Genomic DNA, 21956 nt, shown 5'->3' on the forward strand with positions numbered 1-21956 from the left:
AGAGATTTAATTGATTAATAGCATGAGGCCAAGTCAATTAGACCGGGGAATAAAACACCAATTTTAAGTAAGACAATCCTTGGAAGTCTAGTTAGTACCCACAACAATGAAAAGACATGATAATTTTGAGAGGTTTAATAGAAGTTTATTAAACCATGGAGGTTTGCGGCTTGAACCACTATCAATTAATTGGAGAGAAAAAAATTATAATTTGATTAACAGCTAATTAAAGATAATCAAACCTTATTACACCATCGAAAAAAGACGTCAGAATGCTATTTTAAAGCTTAAACTACTCGTGAATAAGGAAATAGGACTACAAATGCATTTAAAAAAGCAATTCCTATTTCAATGGTTTTGATGCTTTTATTTCAAAAATTAATGGATATAATTGATGATTAGCCACATACATCCCAGAAGAAGTTTCTGTTAAATCTGGCAACACATCATAAGGACTTTCATAATGCTCTTTTAAATATTCAATCTTCAAACCAGCCTCTGCAAGCGAGCTAATGATTTCACCAAAGCCATGATTCCATCCATATTCTTTGCTAATCATTTCAGAATCTGTATCAGCGTAGGTACCTTCATACTCCTCATAGATGGTTTCTTTTTGCATGTATCCATACTTCATCACAGCAGGTTTTTCCAAGTAGTCAAACATCCAAACTATGGGATGAAATTCTGCAATATAAAAAACTCCTCCAGGTTTTAACCGCTCCGCAATCATTATCGCCCACGGTTTTAAATCCGGCAACCAACCTATCACCCCGTAACTCGTAAAGATAATATCAAACAAAGAGGCCACATACTTTGAGGTATCCAATACATTGCAACAGACAAACTCTGCATCCAGTTTTAAATCATCATTGAGTTGCTTTGCGATTTCTAACGCCTTATCACTAATATCAACTCCCATACACTTAGCGCCCAACCTACTCCAACTTAAGGTATCCTGCCCAAAATGACATTGCAAATGCAATAATGATTTGCCAGACACATCACCCAAAGCCTCCAGTTCATAAGAATTTAATGAAGATTTCCCTTTCTTAAAATCACTTAATTGATACATATCACTTTGAGAATGTACCTCAGCCTTTTTGTTCCAGGTATTCTTATTAGTTTCAAAATATTTTGTTAAATCTTCCATAATCAAAGAATTACATCATCCAAATGCATCATACACGCGTAAATATAATAAACTTAAAAATTCCGCAATACGCGTCTCTATAAATCGAAAAAGCGCTTCCACTATCAGTTGAAGCGCTTTTTCCTTTCTTGGCTTTCAAAACCTTAGTCCAAGAACCAGAATAAAAGCAAATTTCTGGTTTCCAAACTATAGTAATTTCTTTATGAATACAAATTTCAAACCTAATTTAAGATACCCCTAAAACTTCATAGCTTGAATTAGAATTCTTATTTTTACCGAAATCAAAACACAAACAAATTGACTAATCACAAACTAGGTCTTGATTATGCTAAAGAACAAGACCAAAATGATCCTCTAAAAGACTATCGAAAGAAGTTCCATATTCCCACGGATCAAGATGGAAAGGAACTGGTTTATTTATGTGGTAACTCTTTAGGGCTTCAACCAAAAACCACCAAAGAATATATTGATCAGGAATTGAATGATTGGGCCCAATTGGGCGTAGAAGGACATACAGAAGCCAAAAATCCATGGTTACCTTATCATGAATTTCTGACTGAAAATATGGCCAAGGTTGTTGGAGCCAAACCCATTGAGGTGGTTGTCATGAACACCTTAACAGCCAACCTCCATTTTATGATGGTATCGTTTTACAAGCCTACCGCTAAGCGTTATAAAATACTTATTGAAAGTGATGCCTTCCCTAGCGATAAATATGCCGTAGAATCCCAATTGCGTCATCATGGATATGATGATAAAGATGGGCTTATCTTATGGAAACCTAGAGAAGGTGAAGAACTTTTGAGATATGAAGACCTTGAAGGCCTTTTGGATAAACATGGTGAGGAAATTGCACTTGTATTAATTGGAAATACAAACTATTACACGGGGCAATTTTTTGATATGAAACGCATTTCAGATTTGGGACATAAACATGGTTGTATTGTTGGTTTTGATTGTGCCCATGGTGCTGGAAATGTCAATTTAAAGCTTCATGACTCGGATGCTGATTTTGCAGTTTGGTGTACCTATAAATACCTAAATTCTGGCCCAGGAAGTTTGGCCGGCGCGTTTGTGCATGAAAAACATGCCTATGATAAATCACTGAATCGCTTTACAGGATGGTGGAGTCATAACAAACAAACCCGCTTTAACATGCGACATGAATTTGATGTGTTGCCTGGTGCCGAAGGTTGGCAATTAAGCAACCCTCCTATTTTATCTATGGCAGCTATCAAAGCTTCTTTAGATATTTTTGGTGAAGTAGGCATCGAAGCTTTGAACGAAAAATCAAAAAAACTTACAGGGTATTTTGAATTTCTTTTGAAACAACTGGGTGAAGACACCATTAGAATCATTACTCCTGAGAATCCAAAAGAAAGAGGTTGCCAACTATCCATTCAAGTAAAAAATGCTGATAAAAACCTATTTGATAAACTTACCAAATCGGGCGTCATTGCAGATTGGCGGGAACCTGATGTGATAAGATGCGCCCCAGTGCCATTATACAATTCGTTTGAAGATGTTTACAGAATGGTTGAAAATCTTAAATCGATTTTAAATGGATAAACAACAAAACATACTAATTATTGGTGCCGGACTTTGCGGCTCTCTTTTAGCATTACGACTTGGTCAACGAGGTTATAATGTAACTGTGATGGAAATGCGTCCAGACATGCGCAAAGTTGACATAAGTGCCGGCAGATCCATAAATTTAGCCTTTTCAGATCGAGGAATCAAAGCCATGAACATGGTCGGCATTCTAGATAAAGTGATGCCACTTTGTATTCCTATGAATGGAAGAATGCTTCACGATTTGGAAGGGAATACCATCTTATCCCCTTACAGCGGGCGCGAAGAGGAATATATCAATTCCATCTCCAGAGGTGGCTTGAACTCATTATTACTCGACGAAGCAGAAAAGCATGATAATGTTACCATCCATTTCAACAAAAAATGCCTTTCTGTCGATTTCGAGAAAACCACTTCTACTTTTAAGGATTATAATAGCCAATCTGAGTTTGTTGAAGATGCCGATGTCATTTTCGCGACTGACGGTGCTGGATCAGCAATGAGAAAAAGTTACTATTTGAGTAAAAAATTCCTTTTTAGCTTTTCTCAAAATTGGCTCTCTCACGGCTATAAGGAACTTTCTATTTTACCCAATGAGAATGGTGATTTTAAAACCTTTAAAAATGCTTTGCATATTTGGGGACGTGAATCGTTTATGCTTATTGCTTTACCCAATTTGGATGGCAGTTTTACAGTCACATTGTTCTTAAGTTATGATGAAGGGGAATACAATTTCAACAACCTAACAACCAAAGAAAGCGTTTTGGAGTTCTTTGGTAAATATTTTAAAGATGCTTTGGAATTGATGCCTAATCTGGCTGAAGACTTTTTTGAAAACCCTACATCGCCTTTGGGAACAGTGAAATGTTCTCCTTGGCATTACAAAGGAAACACCTTGTTGATGGGTGATGCAGCTCATGCCATTGTTCCTTTTTATGGGCAGGGAATGAATGCTTCCTTTGAGGATGTAACGGTCTTAGATCAAGTATTGGAAGAAGGACATAAGAATTGGGAAACCATCTTTAAAATTTATGAATCCCGACGCAAAAAGGACACCGACGCCATAGCTGATTTAGCCATTGACAATTTCCATGAAATGAAAGGTCATGTCAATCACCCTAACTTTAGGGAAAAACGAAAATTGGAAATGGCTTTGGAAAAAGAATTTCCAGAGTACGCTTCAAAATATTCCCTAGTGACTTTTAATGAAGATATGGGATATCAAGAAGCCATGTTGAGGGGACGTGCCCAAGACAAAGCCATTTTAAACATGTTGGCCGATGGCACTTTAAATATGGAAGATGATTTAAAAACCAATTTTGAAAAAGTTAAAGTAGAAACCGATCATATTTTAGAAGAAGATCGCATTGCTAAAAACGCATAAAACGATGAGTGAAGAAAAAAAAGTAACACCCAGAGGAGCCTATCCGCATGTAAAAGTAGTTGGCGATTTCATTTTTGTCTCAGGTACTAGTTCTAGGAAACCAGACAACACAATTGCAGGAGTCGAATTGATAGACGAGATGAACACCAAAAAACTGGATATAGAAGTTCAAACCCGTGAGGTCTTAAAAAACATCGACCGAAATCTTCAAACCGTTGGAGCTAGCATCAAAGATGTCGTAGATGTAACCACCTTTTTGGTGAATATGAATGATTTTGCTGGTTACAACAAAGCTTATGGGGAATTCTTTGAGAAAGAAACAGGCCCAACAAGAACTACGGTAGCAGTACATCAATTACCACATCCCGATTTGGTGGTAGAGATCAAGGTAACGGCTTATAAGAAAGCTTAGTTGATGATTATTTTAAGTAAAATAAATACATCTATATTTTTAAATATCATTCTTTTATTTTGTTTTCTCTCAGCATGCAAAAATGAAAGAACTGAAAACCAAAAAAAATCTCATCCTAAACTAACCCAAGATTACCAATTGGATTTTTTAAAAGATGTTTTAATTGACACCTCAATTTTTAATTTGAAACATTACCAAAATCCTTTTATTAGCCAAAGAGATTTTAAATCTGATGAAACTAGACTACAATTAAATGAAGAGAGAAACTTTCCAGAAAATATTCCGTTAGGAAAGTTTATAGCAATACATCTGGAGGAAAATGACACATTACATATAAACTCACAATTAGATAGCATGAATAGACTAGACATGCGAAAATTAAAAAGTTTTGGGATAAAATATATTGAATGGGAGGATTTAAAAAAATATCATTTTATTGAAGATAGTCTAATTGTGGAAAATCTTGTTTCTAAAGATTCAATAAAAAACCTAACAGCTTCAATCAAGAAAGACAAAGAGATTTGGATCACCAAACCTGTATTTAACAAACAATTGAATAAAGCCTATATTGAACTTGGAAACAAATGGTATTTTCGGCATGGAATTCTTTACGAAAAAGTAAATAATAAATGGATCTTCAAAAAAATAATTTTTAGTAGACGGACTTAATTCAATCTAAAAGATAGTATCACTTCCCAAACTTATTAACTAAAGCCTTTTCCGTTTTCAACCCTATAACGGCAACTCCAATAACAACAATGGAGATGGCGAGGATAAAACCAACCAACATTTGGAAATTTAACAAAAAACCCAATATACCTAAGCCAAAAAGAATACCTGCAAATTTTAAGTAAAGGTTTCCTCCATAGCTTAAGGAAAAATACCAATGCTCCGGACTTCTTCCGGCTCGCTTGGATTTAGAAAGCATTTTAAAGTCCTCCTGGTATTTAGGTGGCTTTTTGGTTTGCCACCAACCTGTAAAAAACATTAATACAGAAGTGGTCAAAAGAATAATCGAGAAACTGTTTTCAACATTCATAAGACGAATTACTTAGACCAAAATACAAAATATGCACGGGATTTTCATGGGGTAGCTTCCTTAATTTATTTGTACTTTTGGAATCAAACCAACTATAATATTTTGTGGAAAAAATCCAAAATTATATAAACGGAAGTTTTCATAATCCTTCATCCAACGATTGGATTGACAACTATTGTCCAGCCAATGGAGAAGTATATGGCCAAATCCCTAATTCAACTAAAGAAGATGTTGAAAACGCTTATTTAGCAGCCCAATCTGCTTTTCCTAATTGGTCGCAAACGACCTTGGAAGAACGGAGCCGTATCTTGATTAAAATATCAGAATTACTGGAGGCCAATCTAGATCGATTTGCAGAAACTGAAAGTAAGGACAATGGCAAGCCAATAAGTTTGGCCAAGTCGGTAGACATTCCCAGAGCCGCAAGTAATTTTCGTTTTTTCGGAAATGCCATTACGCAATTTGCCAGTGAAAGTCATGAAAGTGTAGGTCAACAAGCTATTAATTATACCCTAAGACAACCTATAGGCGTTGTCGGCTGTATTTCCCCATGGAATTTGCCTCTTTATTTATTTACATGGAAAATTGCCCCTGCATTAGCAGCTGGTAATTGTGTTGTTGCCAAACCCAGCGAAGTTACGCCTATGACAGCCTTTTTACTGGGAGAAATTTGTAATGAAGCAGGTTTACCTAAGGGAGTTCTAAACATTGTTCATGGTTTGGGAACCTCTACAGGTCAAGCCATTATTGAACATCCAGACATTAAAGCCATTTCCTTTACGGGAGGTACGGCAACTGGCGCCCATATTGCAAGAGTAGCAGCCCCGATGTTTAAAAAACTATCGTTGGAATTGGGCGGAAAAAACCCCAACATCATTTTTGCAGATTGTGATTATGAGGATATGCTTAACACAACGGTACGTTCTTCATTTGCTAATCAAGGGCAAATTTGCCTTTGCGGAAGCCGAATTTTTGTAGAAAAACCTATTTATGACCAATTTAAAGCCGATTTTGTCGCAAAAGTTAAATGCCTGAAAGTAGGTCATCCTGCAAAGACAGACACCAATATTGGCGCCTTAGTTTCCAAACCCCATATGGAAAAGGTTTTAAACTACATTGATATTGCCAAAGAAGAAGGCGGAAGCATACTATGCGGGGGCACCCAGGTAACTGTTGAAGGTTTTGAAAATGGCTATTATTTGGAGCCTACCGTCATTGAGGTTAAAACGGATGAATGCCGCGTGAATCAAGAAGAAATTTTTGGCCCAGTTGTAACTATCATGCCTTTTGAAACCGAAGATGAAGTTTTACAAATGGCTAATAAGGTAAAATATGGTCTCTCCTCGACCCTTTGGACTAATGACCTAAAACGCACCATGCGAATGAGTCAACAATTGCAGGCTGGAATTGTTTGGGTTAACACATGGATGTTACGTGATTTGCGTACACCCTTTGGTGGAGTGAAAGCCAGCGGTGTAGGTCGTGAAGGCGGCTTTGATGCCTTACGCTTTTTTACCGAACCTAAGAATGTTTGTATTAAATATTAAAATCGTATGTCCCCTCGAGCGCAGTCGAGAGGTAAATAATGGAAACTTATTATGTTTACATATTACTTTGTTCTGATCATTTAACTTATACAGGAGTTACAAATAATCTTGGAAGGAGGTTTGAAGAACATCAAAATGGTTTAAACACAAAATGCTTCACTTATAAAAGAAGACCATTAAAATTAGTTTTTCAACAAGAATTCAATGATATTGAACAAGCAATCTATTTTGAAAAGAAAATTAAAACATGGAGTAGGAAAAAGAAATTAGCATTGGCAAATGGTGACTTTGATTTACTTCAAATATTATCTGAATGCCGAAATGCAACGCATTCCAAATACAAACCCTAAGAAAGGTCTCGACTGCGCTCGACCTGACAAGAAAAATTAACTTAGAAAATGAATCTAGAACTAAATAATAAATACGCCCTAGTTTGTGGAAGTACCGCTGGTATAGGAAAAGCAACTGCTATTTCTCTAGCCAACGAAGGCGCAACAGTCACTTTAGTGGCTCGAAATGAAGCCAAGTTAAAAGAAGTGCTGAGGGATTTACCAAATTCAGACAAGCACAATTATTTGGTTGCTGATTTTTCAAACCCTGAAGAACTACAAGAAAAGGTAAACACGTTTATAACTCAAAACCATGGCTTCCATATTTTGGTAAATAATACAGGAGGTCCTGCTGGAGGCCCAGTATTTAGTGCCAAACTCGAGGAATTTGAAAATGCCTTTACCCAACATTTAAAATGCAATCACGTGTTGGCACAAGCGGTTGTTCCTTTTATGAAAGAAGCTGGTTTTGGAAGGATCATAAACATTATTTCCACCTCCGTAAAACAACCTTTGGATGGTTTAGGGGTGAGCAATACCATTCGTGGTGCTGTTGCAAACTGGAGCAAGACTCTAGCCAATGAGTTAGGACAATTTGGAATCACGGTGAATAATGTCCTACCCGGTGCAACAGGAACAGAGCGATTGACGGAAATCATTAAAAATAAATCGGCAAAAACAGGTAAAAGTGAAGATGAAGCTGCCGAGGCCATGAAACAAGCTGTGCCAGCCAAACGTTTTGCCCAACCCGAGGAATTGGCTGATGCCATAACGTTTTTAGCAAGTTCTCGCGCCAGTTATATCAACGGAATTAACCTTCCAGTTGATGGTGGTCGAACAAAAAGTTTGTAAATTTAACCAAAACCCGCGTGAGGGGTTGAAGCTAGCTACCGTGTAGCGCGAAAAACCCGACCCGCAAGGGGCACGCCCAAAAAAATAACATATGAGCCAATTAGTTTCTCCTATAAATTTCAAAGAATGGATTGAAGAAAACCGTCACTTGTTAAAACCTCCTGTAGGGAATAAAGTGGTTTGGAAAGATGGCGACTTTATTGTCATGGTAGTTGGTGGGCCTAACAGCCGTAAAGACTATCACTACAATGAAACTCCTGAGTTTTTCTACCAAGTGGAAGGGGATATTGTTTTAAAAGTTATTGACCAAGGTCAACCTAAAGACATTCACATAAAGGAAGGTGAAATTTTTCTTTTGCCTCCAAAAGTTCCACATTCCCCACAACGTGGTGCTAACACTGTGGGCTTGGTTATAGAATACCCAAGAGAGAAAGGGGTTCAAGATGCCTTGTTGTGGTTTTGTGAAAACTGCACCACCAAATTGTATGAGGAAGATTTTACATTGGACAACATTGAAACTGACATGCCCAAAATTTTTGATAAATACTATGGCGATGCCGGTAAGCGAACCTGTCCCAATTGTGGGCAAATAATGCAACCACCTAAAAAAGTACAACTAGAAGACTAATATTTACTACCAACTACCAACATGAAACGCAAACTAAGAATTAATGGCCATTCTCACCTATTGCCCTATCCCGAGGAGATTCCTCAATTTATGAAGGATAAAGGTATTTTTTGGGTTGACAAAGACAGAAAATACATGCTTCAGAAAGACTGGAGCAGACCTGTAACCGATTCGAGTTTTTTCTTAAACGAGAAGCTGGAATGGATGGAGCGCTACAAAATAGATCATGCGGTAGTGCTCAACTTGTCGCAGTTGTATGGTAACGGTCTGCGTTTGGAAGAGATGAAGCAGGCTCTTAGGTTTCAAAATGATTTTAATGGTAGAATACAAGCTGAAAACCCAAGTAAATTCACGTGTGGATTTGTAGTTCACCCTGGATTTGTTCGCGGTGCTTGCTGGGAAATTGAGCGTTGTGTGGAAGAGTTAGGCATGAACTTATTATGCCTTCCCACCCATTATATGGACACCATTGGAACTTGGCGTTGTATTTTTGATGAGGAAAACGAACCTATTTTTGAGTTAGCCAACAAATATAATTTGGCTGTTGAGATTCACCCATATGATGGTGAGAAATTCATCAAACTTCAAAACACCGCTTGGAGATTTCATTTGATATGGATGTTAGCACAATGCGCAGATGCTTACCACTTCCTAACCTTGAATGGTTACTATGAGAAATATCCAAATATGCGAATTTGTTTTGCTCATGGCGGACAATTGGCCCAGATTAATTTAGGACGACGTATTCAAGGGTTTGATGGTCGTCATGATTTATTTGAAGGTAAAGTACACCCTAGAAAAGCTGTGGGGCATAAAAACATATTCTTTGACACCCTAGTACATGACACAGGCTCTCTTCAGTTATTGATAAAAAATCAAACGGCGAAACAGGTGCTAATTGGCTTGGACGATCCGTATCCATTAGGGGAAATGGAAAGCACTACCCAATCTTCATATCCAGGGAAAATTTTGGATTTAGCCATTGAGAGGAATATCATCGACGAAACTGAAAAGGATGCCATGTGGGAGGATAATGTATTACAGTGGTTATTTGGTGATGATGAAGTCAAAAAGCAAAATTTAGTAAACAAGATTCTGGCTTAATATGCATTTTCTGCCTGAACATATTGACAACTATGTTGTAAAGCACTCTGAAAATGAGCCGGAGCTTCTGCAAAAGCTCAACAGAGAGACCCATCAAAAAATTTTACAACCAAGAATGTTAAGTGGGGACTACCAAGGAAGGGTTTTAAGCATGCTTTCCAAATTAATTCAGCCTAAATACATATTGGAAATAGGGACCTATACAGGATATTCTGCGCTTTGTTTGGCTGAAGGCTTAACCAAGGGTGGTGAATTACATACCATTGACGTAAATGAGGAACTGGTAGATTTTCAAAGGAAGTATTTTGACGCCTCACCATTTGGAGAACAAATTTATCAGCATTTAGGAAATGCCTTAGATATCATTCCAGAACTTGATCACACTTTCGATTTGGTTTTTATTGATGCCGACAAACCAAATTACATCAATTATTTTCATGCTATTGTAGAAAAATTGAGGCCTGGAGGTATCATCCTTTCAGATAATGTTCTTTGGAGTGGCAAAGTAGCCGAACCTATTAATGATAAGGATACGTCAACAAAACTATTGGTTGAATACAATCAACTATTAAAGGAAGATTCTCGTGTTGAAACCGTTATTTTGCCCATACGTGATGGCTTAACAATAAGTAGAAAGCGTTAGATAATGGATAACCAATTAAATTCGATAGTGGTTCAAGACTTTGATCAAAATCCAGTGGATTTATTGTCAATTTATAAAAACCAAAACCTGCTACTCTTACTTTATAACAACCAATGTTTAGGATGCACTGGAAGAGCTGTGCCATTAGCCTACAAGCTGCAGAACATGCATAAAAATATAACTGTTATTGGCATTCACAGTAATTTTGGTACTCAAACAACCTCTGGAGAAGACATCAAAAGTATATTCACCTCAAAAGAATTACCCTTCCCCATCTATTTAGATGAAACACATGAGATTTATGATTTTTTCCAAAGTGAAGGAACACCTCAGTGGGTACTAATTACAAAAGATAAAACGATATACCGCTCGGTTTTTGGCTCTCAGGCCAATGCTGAAAATCGTTTGCTTTATGCTTTGGAGAGTTTAGATTAGAAGAAATCAAATCTACATGTTCCTTTTTATTGAGCCTGTAAAGTCCTCTAGATCGTCTTTGACTTTATTGAGTTCGTCTTGAACATCTTTAGTGATATTGGTATCAATGCCCATCTTATCACTACTGTTATTAATCTCAGATTTAATATCATTGGAAGCGTCTCGAAGCATACGCATACCTTTCCCTAAGCCTTTGGCTACTTCTGGAATTTTATCCGCTCCAAAAACCAACACCACGATGAAGAGAATGAAAATCACCTCTGGTGTACCTATAAACAATATAATCGCACTTGCTATCACGATGCAAATATACTAAGATGAATTATATGAAAATTAAAAAGGCCAGTTAATTCAACTGGCCTTTTGTTAATTTTTAATCTCTTACCTGATTTTTAAATTTATCAAAATCACTTTGTTGAACTTCTTTTGGCCAACTGTTATTTGATGTATCTATATCTGCAGTTTCCAGGTTAGGATCAACTGTAATCTTTACGATTTCCTTATCAGAAGCCACAGATTTGCTAACTTCTTTATCGTTGTATCTCCATATTTGCGCTGGATATGTTTCTGTTTTAGAAGTTCCATCGCTATAGGTATACTCAACAATAATAGGCATTACCAAACCTCCTGGTTTTTCAAATGTAATAGAATAGAAATATTTTGGTTCATTAATATTCTTTCTTTCATCCGCAGTGAAATTGTCCATAAGGTATTCTTTTAATGTAGATGAATTTTCAACTGCAGAACCATTCTTTAAACTTTCCTTATAATCTTCACTTCCCTCTTCTACCATGTAAACTAATGGAGGTAAATCTGACATCTTCATTCCTCTTTGTGCCACGATATCTTTAACATATTTGTTTGGCTCAGAAGACACATAGTACTTTTTAACATCCTTAACTCCTATATCAACCCAATCTGTAGTGTAGAACCAACCTCTCCAAAACCAGTCTAAGTCAACTGCAGAGGCATCTTCCATGGTTCTAAAGAAATCTTCTGGTGTTGGGTGTTTAAACATCCATCTTTGCGCATAAGTTCTGTAGGCATAGTCAAACAATTCCTCGCCCATAATGGTCGTTCTTAATATATTAAGAGCCGTTGCTGGCTTGCTGTAAGCATTGCTTCCAAACTGATAGGTATTTAAACCTTTAGTCATTATAGGGGCAATGAAATCTTGATTTCCTCCCATGTAAGGGATTATTTTAGCCGCAGGCCCTCTTCTCGATGGATAGGTTTCATCTCCTTCTGATAAGGCATCAGGATACCATTTACCAAAATCCTGCTCCGCCACATATTGGGTAAATGTGTTTAAGCCTTCATCCATCCAAGTCCATTGACGCTCATCACTATTCACAATCATCGGAAAGAAGTTATGTCCAACTTCGTGGATAATAACACTCATCATTCCATACTTGGTACGGTCACTATAATTTCCGTTTTCATCAGGACGACCATAGTTCCAACAAATCATCGGATATTCCATTCCTTGGTTCTTAGCATGAACTGAAATAGCCTTGTGGTATGGATAATCAAATGTCATTCTTGAGTAAGACTTCAAAGTACTAGCCACAGCTTTGGTAGACCAATCTTCCCATAACGGATTCCCTTCTTTAGGATATAAAGATACTGCCATGATGTCTTTTCCACCGATGTTAACAGCCATCATATCCCAGATATATTTTCTGGATGTTGTGAAAGCAAAATCACGAACATTCTTAGCGTGAAGCTTCCATGTCTTAGTCTTGGTTGATTTATTCTTTTCAGCAGCTTCTGCTTCTGCTTGAGTTACTATAATCACTGGTTCGTCATAAGACTTTTTAGCCTTTTCATAACGATTCATCATTTCTTTAGTAAAAACATCCTTACGGTTTACCAACTCTCCTGTTCCGTCCAAAATATGGTCGGCTGGAACGGTGATGTTCACTTCAAAATCACCAAAAGGTAACGCAAATTCATCACGCCCCCAGAATTGGGAATTTTGCCAACCTTCTACATCATTATAAACGGCCATTCTAGGATAAAACTGAGCTATAACATATGCTCGGTTATCATCCTTTTCAAAATATTCATATCCAGATCTTCCTCTTCCATCTACGTGATTGTTGATATTATACCACCACTTGATTGAAAATGAAAATTTCTCTCCAGATTTTAAAGGCTTTGGTAATTCAACGCGCATCATGGTTCTGTTAATGGTATGTTGTAACGCCTTTCCGCCCGCTTCTTTTACTTCCATGATATTGAAACCTCCATCAAAAGGTTCTTTCATATAAGTTGAAACAAAACCAGAAGGTTGTTGAGCAGGTGCTACACCACTTCCTTCAATTAAAGGCGTTTTAGAATCTTTGGCTCTCATGTTTTGATCCAATTGAACCCATAGATAGGTTAACTCGTCTGGAGAATTATTGTGATAAGTAATCGTCTCAAATCCAGAAATTGTAGCCTTATCATCATCCAAGGTTATGTCCATTTTGTAATCTGCCTGCTGCTGATAGTAGGATGGACCCGGAGCACCAGAAGCCGTCCTGAACATATTTGGGGTTGAAAATTCGTCATACAATTGCTTAAATTTATTGTTATTGGTATGACCGGTTTTTGTTTCGGGCTTTTCTTGTTCCTGTTCTTGTGCAAAAGCTTGAACAGATAAAAAAGCCATCGAAAGAAAGAAATACTTGTAGATTTTCATTATTCTTTTGAAAAGTTTGTTAGTGGTAAAAAATTCGGCGGAAAATAGCAAAAAATCAATGCAAATGAGACATTTAATCGTAATTTAACATTGCTTTATCATTTTCTCTAGTGAGGATAAAGGATTTATTCTTGGAGTTAATTTTCGTGCGAATGATATTTTGTTGCTCCTCATACAAATCATAGAGCACGGAATTGGTAATTTCAATAGAGGAAATTTTCTTCACATTTTCAACCTCCAAATAAACGATGGCAATATCATCTTCATACTCTTTCCCTATGTAATTTAAGGGTACCTCTTGGCCGTTAATTTTAATTCCAAATTTACTCCTTATATATTTTTCAACATAAAGATCTACTTGCTTATCCTCATTTTTATAGGCCATCACCAAATTTTCATCATACCTAGCTTGTAGGACATCTTCTAGGTCATCAATAAAAATTCGTGAAATAAGTTGCAGCGATTTTTTCTCTGGAACATATTCCACTTGGGTAATACTTACATAGTATTTATGCAAACTGGAAAATGCCATAAGCGGCACCACGAATAAAATAATTAGGTACTTCAATTTCATTTGATTTTTTTGACTTCTTTACAAATAGTGTTCCAACTAATCGGTTTTAGTTTGCCACTGCTTTTTAAACTCTTGAAGCTTGACCAATAGCATTTCTAAAATTTCAATATCACCACTCACTTTACATCGTTGGATAAAGATATCATCTTCGGAACAAAAGTAGAAAAATTCATTACGCCTTTCTTCTGGTAAGTCTTCCATTTCAAATAATTTGTCTTCAAGACTTCTTCTTATCTCATACATTAGGTCATCTCGGCGTTCCAACTTAATTCTATTCTTGAGCATTTTTGTTCGTCCCGATATGGCATTAAGAATAGGGTTCAATGGAACAAATCCTCCCCCAGTAGTAGCTTCCTTTAGCCTTCTTTCACTTTGGGTAAGAGGTGGACCCTCATAACTTGGTATACCTAATTTTCTTGCTGTGATGGGTTCGCCTTCTACAGCCGAGACATCATCGCCTAAATCACCTGTTAGTATCTTGCCAAGAACCACTTCATTCAATTCATAGGTTGTTTTAGTCAATGAAACCTCCACAATTCCTTCTTCCATCATCTTTTGGTAGACCACAAACTCCTTTGGGTGATGTAGTAGGGAAGAAAGCAATATGGTATCATGGAGTTTCACAGATATTTGAAACTCGCCTTTTTCATTGGTAATAGTAAACCTACTTGAAGTTTTATTAATTACATGGATATTTTCTACATCCTCATTTGAAGTAACCCTACCTGATAACAGCACTTCCTGAGAGAACAGAACATTGGCAGAAAGAAAAATGACAATAAAAAAGATTACATCAATCTTCCCCATTACCCAAACCTCTGAACTTTTCACTCATTTTCACCATATACTCAATCAGCTCTACCTCATTTTCATCCTTCAACAAATCGGCATCAAATCCCTTTTCATAGCAGAAGGAATAAAAAGCTTCTATTTGATCCTCGGGAATATGAAACTGTTGGGTTATAAACGCATGGGTATATTTTTCAGAAATATCAACAATTTGATCTTCTCTCTTCAGTTCCTGGTGTTTAGGAAGTGGCTTGGATTTTTTCTTAAAAAACACACTTAATAGGGCCGCAAAATCAACGCCATTGTAAAATTGACCTTGTCTGGTTATGAAATTATCTACTTTGGTTAAATGATCTGTTGGGAAATTCATGTTCCTCACATCTCCTAAAGTCAAATTCCCCAAGGGGTCAATTTTCATCACTTTAACACTATCTACATCAACTCCCAAATTACCCGTCAGTTCCGAAGAAAAGACATAGACCTCATTCAAACTATTGACCTGCTCGGTTAGCCAAATCTTCAAAACACCTGTAATCATGGTCTCTTTGGCTACAGGAAAGGATACTGGAGTATATTGAAGTGCCGATATCTCTATTATATCACCCTCTCCCATTAACAAGGTAAACTCCCCAAACTGATCTGTTATAGTTCCTTTGGAAGTAGATTTATTATAAATGGTTACACCTTCTACATCATTATCATTGGAAACCACTTGGCCGGTAATTTCCTTTCTAATGACACCTTGTGAAAAAGTTGAAATAGTGATTAAAAAAAAAGTGAAAAGTAAAAGTTGTTTCATGAGATCGCTTTAAAGTTTTTATTAAAGGAACTATTTTTCAAATGAATATTATCCTATTAAGATAATAAACTTTTGTTAAACCTGATATTGTCTACCTTTACAAAAAACAACACAAAATGAAACAAATTATAATGGCTAGCACTTCAACCATTCATGGGAGTGGCTATTTGGAATACCTGCATCCAGAACTTGAAGTGTTTTTTAAAAATATAACGAACATCTTGTTTATACCTTATGCCAGACCGGGAGGCATCAGTCATGATGCATATACTGAAATTGCACAAAAGGGCTTTTCAAAAATTGGGAAAAACATAACGGGGATCCACACGTATAATAACCCTATTGAAGCAGTAAAAAATGCCGAGGCTATTTTTACAGGGGGCGGAAACACCTTTGTTTTGGTAAACCAATTATACAAAAACCAGTTAATCGAACCTATAAGGGATGCCCTTTTCAAAGGAACAAAATATTTAGGAACTAGCGCAGGAAGCAACATTTGTGGGTTAACCATGAACACCACCAATGATATGCCAATTGTTTACCCGCCAAGTTTTAAAACGTTAGGTATGGTTCCTTTTAACTTAAACCCTCATTACTTAGATCCCGTACCTGGAGATAAACACATGGGCGAAACTCGAGAAACCAGAATCAAAGAATTCCATCAATTTAATACGCAGCCGGTGGTTGGTTTAAGGGAAGGCAGTTGGCTACACATCGAAAACGAGAATATTACCTTAAAAGGTGAATTAACAGGCAGGGTATTTGAGTGCGGAAAAACCCCTTATGAAATAGAAACGGGATCATCATTAAACAACCTGAAATAAATAAAAAAAGTCTCACAAATGTGAGACTTTTTTTGAGCGGGAGACCGGGTTCGAACCGGCGACATTCAGCTTGGAAGGCTGACGCTCTACCAACTGAGCTACTCCCGCGATTGCAGTTGCAAATATATTACTTACTTTTATTTCCAAACAAATTTTTCTTCTTTTTTTTGGAAAATTAATCGTGTTCTTAAATTCATAAATAACAAAAAAAACCTGCTTTAAAGCATACCAATTGAAACTCAATGACTTTAATTGCTGAAACAAATCGTTTGTATTTAAGAGAGTTTAATGCTTCGGATGCTATTCATTTTTTTGAGATGAACAAGGATCCTGAAGTGATTCAGTTTACAGGCGACTCCTCATTCTCTTCACTTCTAGAAGCTCAAAAATTTATTGAAGCCTACGACCAATATAAAACATACAATATGGGCAGATGGGCCGTTATCAGAAAGGAAGATAATGCTTTCTTAGGCTGGTGCGGTTTGAAATTTCATCCAAAAGAACATTTGGTTGAAGTTGGATATCGTTTCTACAAAAAGTATTGGGGGCATGGTTATGCCACAGAAAGTTGCAAAGCATCCATTACCTATGGTTTCAAAACACTGAAATTGGCAACTATTTTCGCCCATGCCCATAAAGACAATTTGGCTTCTCATAACGTCATTATAAAATCTGGTTTAAGTTGGGTCGGCGATGGCTTTTATGATGGCATGCCCGCCAAACTTTATAAATTGAATAACCCTGATTTAAAGGTGAAATTAATCTCACCCTTGGAAACTCATGAAGTTAGACATCCTGTCTTACGGGAAGGCAGACCCAAAGAAGATTGCGTTTTTAATGGCGATGATGATCCAGACACATTTCATTTGGGACTCTATCTCTTAAACGAACTTGTGGGAGTGGTTACATTTATAAAAAATCATCATCCAGACTTGGCTAATCCCAAACAGTATCAACTAAGAGGGATGGCAGTTCTATCATCGGCACAAGGCAAAAACTATGGCAGTCTATTGATTGATGCTGGAAATCAAATTCTCATTGAGAAGAAAATAGGATTGGTTTGGTGTAATGCCAGAGAAAAAGCACTTAATTTTTATTTAAGAAACGGTTTTGAAATCTTTGGTGAACCTTTTGAAATACCTCAAATAGGAACCCATTTCTCAATGTTGAAATCGCTTAAACATTTAAAGAAAAAGCCTCAGTGACCTGAGGCTTTTTCAACTAACCAACCGATGAAAAATGCTATTGATTATTTATCCAAAGCGCTTTTAATGGCAGCTTTGGCCTCAGTAGCATTAGACATTTCTGCATGTTCTAAGGCTGTATAGCCTTTGTCGCATTTTACTTTTAAGTTTGCACCGCTTTCAATAAGGTAGTTTAAAATCTCTACTCTATTGTATCGGGCTGCATAGATTGCTGGAGTCATTCCAGCAGATTTTTCATTGACATCAACACCTAGTCCTAATAATTTTTTTACTGTTTCTGTATCTCCCTTAACTATTGACATACATAAAGGACTAATTTTTGGTCCGACTACGGTTTCCATTGCAGTTGATGATACTGGATTGTGATTGGCATTTACTAGACTAAAAGAAAAGCCTAATGCGATTGCAAGAATGACTGCTGTTTTTTTCATGATGAAAGATTTTTGATTAATGATTTTTTTGATTGTATTAAAGAGACGATTAATTTTTTGGATTGTTACACAAAATATTTTTTATAACATTTTATTAACTATCAGAGAACAAATCTGTTAAATTTTGTACATCTCTCGTTTTTGAGTTCCAGTTCCTTTCAGAAATCATAAAAATTCCATAAAGTCATTTATTTTAAAGTCCCATATTTATTCAAGACATTTATATGAATTATCTTTACAGTACCAAAGTTTGTAAACATGAATAAGAAAGTAATTTTAATGATTTTAGACGGGTGGGGAAAATCTCCAGACCCAAAAGTTTCAGCTATTGACAATGCCAATACTCCTTTTATAGATTCGCTATATACCAAGTACCCAAATGCTAGTTTGAGAACCGACGGACTTAATGTTGGTTTGCCAGAAGGCCAGATGGGAAACAGTGAAGTTGGACACATGAATTTGGGTGCTGGCCGTATTGTTTATCAAGATTTGGTAAAGATTAATATGGCTGTTGAAAAAGACACTTTAAAAGATGAAAAAGTCATTAAAGATGCCTTTGAATATGCCAAAAGAAACAACAAACCGGTTCACTTTTTAGGATTGGTAAGCGATGGAGGGGTTCACTCCCACATAAAACATTTATTTGGCTTGATTGACGCTGCCAAAGACTATGGTGTACCATCGTCTTATGTGCATGCTTTCACAGATGGACGTGACGTAGACCCAAAATCAGGCTATGGGTTTATAGAAAGTCTGGAGAATCACGTAAAAGACACGAATACCAAATTAGCAACCGTCTCCGGTCGTTATTATGCCATGGACAGAGATAAACGCTGGGAACGTGTCAAATTAGCTTATGACGCCCTGGTTAATGGAGAAGGGAGCAAATCTCAAGATGCTTTGGCTTCTATACAAGAAAGTTATGATCAAGACGTTACTGATGAGTTTATCAAACCTATCGTCATGGTCGATGAAAACCAAGAACCTGTTACCAAAATTCAAGAAGGAGATGTGGTGTTGTTCTTCAACTTCAGAACTGACAGAGGCCGTCAATTGACAGAAGCTCTTTCACAATCAGATTTCCATGAGCAAAACATGCACAAGTTGTCACTATACTATGTCACTATGACCACTTATGACGACACCTTCCAAAACATACATGTGGTATTTACCAAAGACAACCTTAAGGATACTCTAGGGGAAGTTTTAGAAAAACATCACAAAAAACAATTGCGTATTGCAGAAACTGAAAAGTATCCACACGTTACATTCTTCTTCTCTGGAGGAAAAGAAGAACCTTTTGAAGGAGAAGAAAGAATTTTAAGAAACTCACCAAAAGTGGCCACTTATGATTTAAAACCCGAAATGAGTGCCTATGAACTAAGAGATGCTTTAGTACCTGTTTTGCAAAAAGGGGATATTGATTTTGTATGTCTCAATTTTGCCAACGGTGACATGGTAGGACACACTGGCGTCATGGAAGCTGCTATCAAAGCATGTGAAGCTGTTGATGAATGCGTAAAAGATGTGGTTACAACCGCTCTTGAAAATGATTATTCAACTTTATTGATTGCAGACCACGGAAACTGTGAAACCATGATCAATCCTGATGGCACACCAAATACAGCCCACACGACCAATCCGGTCCCAATTATTTTGATTGACAAAGACTTGAAAGAAATTAAGGATGGTATTCTAGGGGACATGGCTCCGACTATTTTACACATGATGGGCGTAGAGCAGCCAGAAGCTATGACACAAAAATCATTAGTTTAAATACCTGATTCTTAGGGAAAATCAACCATAAAATAAAATATTATTTAAAGTTGTAATTTTACGACCAAGACCGAAACATGAATTTTACAAACAAGTTAATCATTGCCGTAGATTTTGATGGAACCATTGTAGAGGATGCTTATCCCAAAATTGGAAAACCTAAACTATTTGCCTTTGAAACCTTAAGACAGCTTCAAGAAGATGGACACCGACTAATCCTTTGGACTTACCGATGTGATGTTCGCCTAGAAGAAGCTGTAACGTTTTGTAAAGAAAATGGAATTCATTTCTATTCGGTGAACAAAAGTTTTCCTGAAGAACAATTTGACTATACAAAGAGTAGGAAAATCCACGCTGATTTATTCATAGACGATAGAAATATTGGAGGCTTTATAGGCTGGGGAGAAATTTATCAAATGCTATCTGACCCAAACAATGAACCTATAAAGCCTCCAAAAAAAAGAGGATTATTTTCGTTTTTTAAGAAATAACTTTTATCCGTTTATTAAATCAAAGTAGGTTCTAGCAATGTCCTCTCTATGATCGGGATGCGCTATTTCTGTCAATGCTTTTACACGTTGCTTAATAGTTTTTCCATATAAATCAGCTACTCCGTATTCAGTCACCACATAGTGAACATGCGCTCTTGTTGTTACCACACCGGCTCCTGGATTTAAAGAAGGAACTATTCTACTGATACCTTTTCTGGTAGTTGACGGTAATGCAATGATGGCTTTTCCTCCTTCACTTAATGAAGCGGCTCTAATAAAGTCCATTTGCCCACCTACCCCAGAGTACATGTTTGATCCAATAGAATCGGCACAGACCTGACCGGTTAAATCAATTTCAATAGCTGAATTAATGGCTACCATTTTAGGGTTCTGCTTCACAACCGAAACGTTATTCACATAATCAGAGCCTCTCATTTCCACAAATGGATTGTCATCTACATAATCATACAAACGTTGAGACCCAACCAAGAATGTTGCCATGGCTCGTCCTCTATTAATCGATTTATAGTTACAGGTGATAACATTATTCAAGATCAAATCAATAACTCCATCAGAAAACATCTCGGTATGAAGCCCTAGATCTTTGTGATTGGTCAACTTTGATAATACGGCATTTGGAATACTTCCTATACCCATTTGAAGCGTGCTTCTATCTTCAATAAGACCTGCCACATACTCACCTATTTTATTCTCTATCTCAGTTGGCAACACTGCTTCATGACCAAAAATGGGTGTGTCATCCTCTACAAATGCGTCAATTTCTGAAATATGGATAATTCCCGCCCCATGGGTTCGGGGCATTTTAGGGTTCACCTGGGCAATCACATGCTTAGCATTGTCAATCGCTGCTAAAGTAGCTTCAACCGACACCCCTAAAGAACAGTACCCATGTCTGTCTGGAGGTGACACATGTATTAATGCCACATCTAACTTTAATATGTTTCTCTTAAATAAAATGGGCAATTCACTTAAAAATACAGGGGTATAGGACCCATTGCCTGCTCTTAAAGTATGTCTCACATTTTTTCCAATAAAAAAGGAATTAACATGAAAACTATCTTTATATTCTGGATTAGCATACGGTGCCGGACCTTCGGTGTGTAAATGGCATACTTCCACGTTTCTAAGTTCTTCATGTCTTCGAGCAAGTGCTTGAACTAAAGATTGTGGAGCGGCAGCTGCAGCTTGAACATATACCCTATCGTTTGATTTAACTACTTTTAGTGCTTCATCAGCTGTAATAGACTCATACATGGCTTCTAATT

Annotated in this window: 24 protein-coding genes and 1 tRNA gene; 15 read left to right on the forward strand and 10 right to left on the reverse strand. The window is 36.9% G+C overall.

Annotation, left to right across the window (positions count from 1 at the left end; translation table 11 throughout):
* Positions 1-343: 343 nt before the first annotated feature.
* On the reverse strand, positions 344-1150 hold the full coding sequence (locus GZ212_RS03835; protein WP_166957434.1) for a bifunctional 2-polyprenyl-6-hydroxyphenol methylase/3-demethylubiquinol 3-O-methyltransferase UbiG: 807 nt from the start codon (positions 1148-1150) through the stop codon (positions 344-346).
* A 297-nt stretch (positions 1151-1447) separates the two neighbouring features.
* On the opposite strand from GZ212_RS03835, the gene kynU reads away from it, so the two are divergent.
* Genes kynU through GZ212_RS03855 form a run of 4 tightly spaced genes read left to right on the forward strand, consistent with a single transcriptional unit; the run spans position 1448 to position 5187 of the window.
* A complete protein-coding gene (kynU, locus tag GZ212_RS03840; RefSeq protein ID WP_166957436.1) occupies positions 1448-2719 on the forward strand; it encodes a kynureninase in 1272 nt (423 codons plus the stop codon).
* Complete coding sequence (locus GZ212_RS03845) at positions 2712-4106, forward strand: NAD(P)/FAD-dependent oxidoreductase (protein ID WP_166957438.1); 1395 nt, start codon at positions 2712-2714, stop codon at positions 4104-4106. Before kynU ends, GZ212_RS03845 begins: the two co-directional genes overlap by 8 nt.
* A gap of 4 nt (positions 4107-4110) precedes the next feature.
* Positions 4111-4518 carry a RidA family protein gene (locus GZ212_RS03850; RefSeq protein WP_166957440.1) on the forward strand — a complete coding sequence of 136 codons (408 nt, stop codon included), beginning with the start codon at positions 4111-4113 and terminating at the stop codon, positions 4516-4518.
* Between the two features lie 3 nt (positions 4519-4521).
* Complete coding sequence (locus tag GZ212_RS03855; RefSeq protein ID WP_166957442.1) at positions 4522-5187, forward strand: hypothetical protein; 666 nt, start codon at positions 4522-4524, stop codon at positions 5185-5187.
* Between the two features lie 19 nt (positions 5188-5206).
* On the opposite strand, the gene GZ212_RS03860 is transcribed toward GZ212_RS03855, so the two are convergent.
* Entirely contained in the window at positions 5207-5557 is a 351-nt protein-coding gene (locus tag GZ212_RS03860) for a hypothetical protein (RefSeq protein WP_166957444.1), read from the reverse strand.
* A 104-nt stretch (positions 5558-5661) separates the two neighbouring features.
* Here GZ212_RS03860 and GZ212_RS03865 point away from each other — a divergent pair, with 104 nt between their 5' ends.
* The 7 genes from GZ212_RS03865 (at position 5662) to GZ212_RS03895 (ending at position 11095) form a co-directional block, all read left to right on the forward strand.
* Positions 5662-7104 carry an aldehyde dehydrogenase gene (locus GZ212_RS03865; protein ID WP_166957446.1) on the forward strand — a complete coding sequence of 481 codons (1443 nt, stop codon included), beginning with the start codon at positions 5662-5664 and terminating at the stop codon, positions 7102-7104.
* Positions 7105-7142: 38 nt separating this feature from the next.
* Complete coding sequence (locus GZ212_RS03870; protein WP_166957448.1) at positions 7143-7454, forward strand: GIY-YIG nuclease family protein; 312 nt, start codon at positions 7143-7145, stop codon at positions 7452-7454.
* A 48-nt stretch (positions 7455-7502) separates the two neighbouring features.
* The gene (locus GZ212_RS03875) at positions 7503-8285 is read left to right on the forward strand and encodes an SDR family oxidoreductase (protein ID WP_166957450.1); all 783 of its coding nucleotides are present in this window, start codon (positions 7503-7505) and stop codon (positions 8283-8285) included.
* Positions 8286-8376: 91 nt separating this feature from the next.
* Complete coding sequence (locus GZ212_RS03880; protein WP_166957452.1) at positions 8377-8913, forward strand: 3-hydroxyanthranilate 3,4-dioxygenase; 537 nt, start codon at positions 8377-8379, stop codon at positions 8911-8913.
* 21 nt (positions 8914-8934) lie between these two features.
* The gene (locus GZ212_RS03885; RefSeq protein ID WP_053971434.1) at positions 8935-10017 is read left to right on the forward strand and encodes an amidohydrolase family protein; all 1083 of its coding nucleotides are present in this window, start codon (positions 8935-8937) and stop codon (positions 10015-10017) included.
* Between the two features lies 1 nt (position 10018).
* A complete protein-coding gene (locus GZ212_RS03890) occupies positions 10019-10660 on the forward strand; it encodes an O-methyltransferase (protein ID WP_166957454.1) in 642 nt (213 codons plus the stop codon).
* A gap of 3 nt (positions 10661-10663) precedes the next feature.
* A complete protein-coding gene (locus GZ212_RS03895; RefSeq protein WP_166957456.1) occupies positions 10664-11095 on the forward strand; it encodes a redoxin domain-containing protein in 432 nt (143 codons plus the stop codon).
* A 12-nt stretch (positions 11096-11107) separates the two neighbouring features.
* Here GZ212_RS03895 and GZ212_RS03900 read toward each other — a convergent pair whose 3' ends face one another.
* The 5 genes from GZ212_RS03900 to GZ212_RS03920 form a co-directional block, all read right to left on the reverse strand.
* Entirely contained in the window at positions 11108-11392 is a 285-nt protein-coding gene (locus GZ212_RS03900; protein WP_157492138.1) for a twin-arginine translocase TatA/TatE family subunit, read from the reverse strand.
* A gap of 76 nt (positions 11393-11468) precedes the next feature.
* Positions 11469-13781, reverse strand: coding sequence for a M1 family metallopeptidase (locus tag GZ212_RS03905; RefSeq protein WP_166957458.1), 2313 nt, complete (start codon positions 13779-13781; stop codon positions 11469-11471).
* 73 nt (positions 13782-13854) lie between these two features.
* On the reverse strand, positions 13855-14355 hold the full coding sequence (locus GZ212_RS03910; RefSeq protein WP_166957460.1) for a DUF6702 family protein: 501 nt from the start codon (positions 14353-14355) through the stop codon (positions 13855-13857).
* A gap of 36 nt (positions 14356-14391) precedes the next feature.
* Complete coding sequence (locus tag GZ212_RS03915) at positions 14392-15186, reverse strand: carboxypeptidase-like regulatory domain-containing protein (protein ID WP_232633131.1); 795 nt, start codon at positions 15184-15186, stop codon at positions 14392-14394.
* On the reverse strand, positions 15149-15943 hold the full coding sequence (locus tag GZ212_RS03920; protein WP_166957462.1) for a carboxypeptidase-like regulatory domain-containing protein: 795 nt from the start codon (positions 15941-15943) through the stop codon (positions 15149-15151). The genes GZ212_RS03915 and GZ212_RS03920 overlap by 38 nt, the downstream gene beginning before the upstream one ends.
* Positions 15944-16059: 116 nt before the next feature.
* Between GZ212_RS03920 and pepE the strand changes: the two genes are divergently transcribed.
* Positions 16060-16767, forward strand: coding sequence for a dipeptidase PepE (pepE, locus tag GZ212_RS03925; protein ID WP_166957464.1), 708 nt, complete (start codon positions 16060-16062; stop codon positions 16765-16767).
* A 35-nt stretch (positions 16768-16802) separates the two neighbouring features.
* On the opposite strand, the gene GZ212_RS03930 is transcribed toward pepE, so the two are convergent.
* Positions 16803-16875: transfer RNA gene (locus tag GZ212_RS03930), tRNA-Gly, on the reverse strand.
* Between the two features lie 134 nt (positions 16876-17009).
* On the opposite strand from GZ212_RS03930, the gene GZ212_RS16115 reads away from it, so the two are divergent.
* A complete protein-coding gene (locus GZ212_RS16115) occupies positions 17010-17972 on the forward strand; it encodes a GNAT family N-acetyltransferase (protein WP_240923742.1) in 963 nt (320 codons plus the stop codon).
* 44 nt (positions 17973-18016) lie between these two features.
* Here the strand turns inward: GZ212_RS16115 and GZ212_RS03945 are convergent, their stop codons facing one another.
* A complete protein-coding gene (locus tag GZ212_RS03945; RefSeq protein WP_166957466.1) occupies positions 18017-18403 on the reverse strand; it encodes an ankyrin repeat domain-containing protein in 387 nt (128 codons plus the stop codon).
* Between the two features lie 258 nt (positions 18404-18661).
* Here GZ212_RS03945 and gpmI point away from each other — a divergent pair, with 258 nt between their 5' ends.
* On the forward strand, positions 18662-20179 hold the full coding sequence (gene gpmI / locus GZ212_RS03950) for a 2,3-bisphosphoglycerate-independent phosphoglycerate mutase (RefSeq protein ID WP_166957468.1): 1518 nt from the start codon (positions 18662-18664) through the stop codon (positions 20177-20179).
* A gap of 77 nt (positions 20180-20256) precedes the next feature.
* Positions 20257-20670 (forward strand): BT0820 family HAD-type phosphatase, encoded by a 414-nt coding sequence (locus tag GZ212_RS03955; RefSeq protein WP_053971424.1) that lies wholly within the window; start codon positions 20257-20259, stop codon positions 20668-20670.
* 3 nt (positions 20671-20673) lie between these two features.
* Here GZ212_RS03955 and GZ212_RS03960 read toward each other — a convergent pair whose 3' ends face one another.
* Positions 20674-21945 carry an acetyl-CoA hydrolase/transferase family protein gene (locus GZ212_RS03960; protein ID WP_166957470.1) on the reverse strand — a complete coding sequence of 424 codons (1272 nt, stop codon included), beginning with the start codon at positions 21943-21945 and terminating at the stop codon, positions 20674-20676.
* Positions 21946-21956 lie beyond the last annotated feature (11 nt).

Source organism: Mangrovimonas sp. CR14, assembly GCF_011764015.1.
GTDB classification, from domain to species: Bacteria; Bacteroidota; Bacteroidia; order Flavobacteriales; family Flavobacteriaceae; genus Mangrovimonas; species Mangrovimonas futianensis.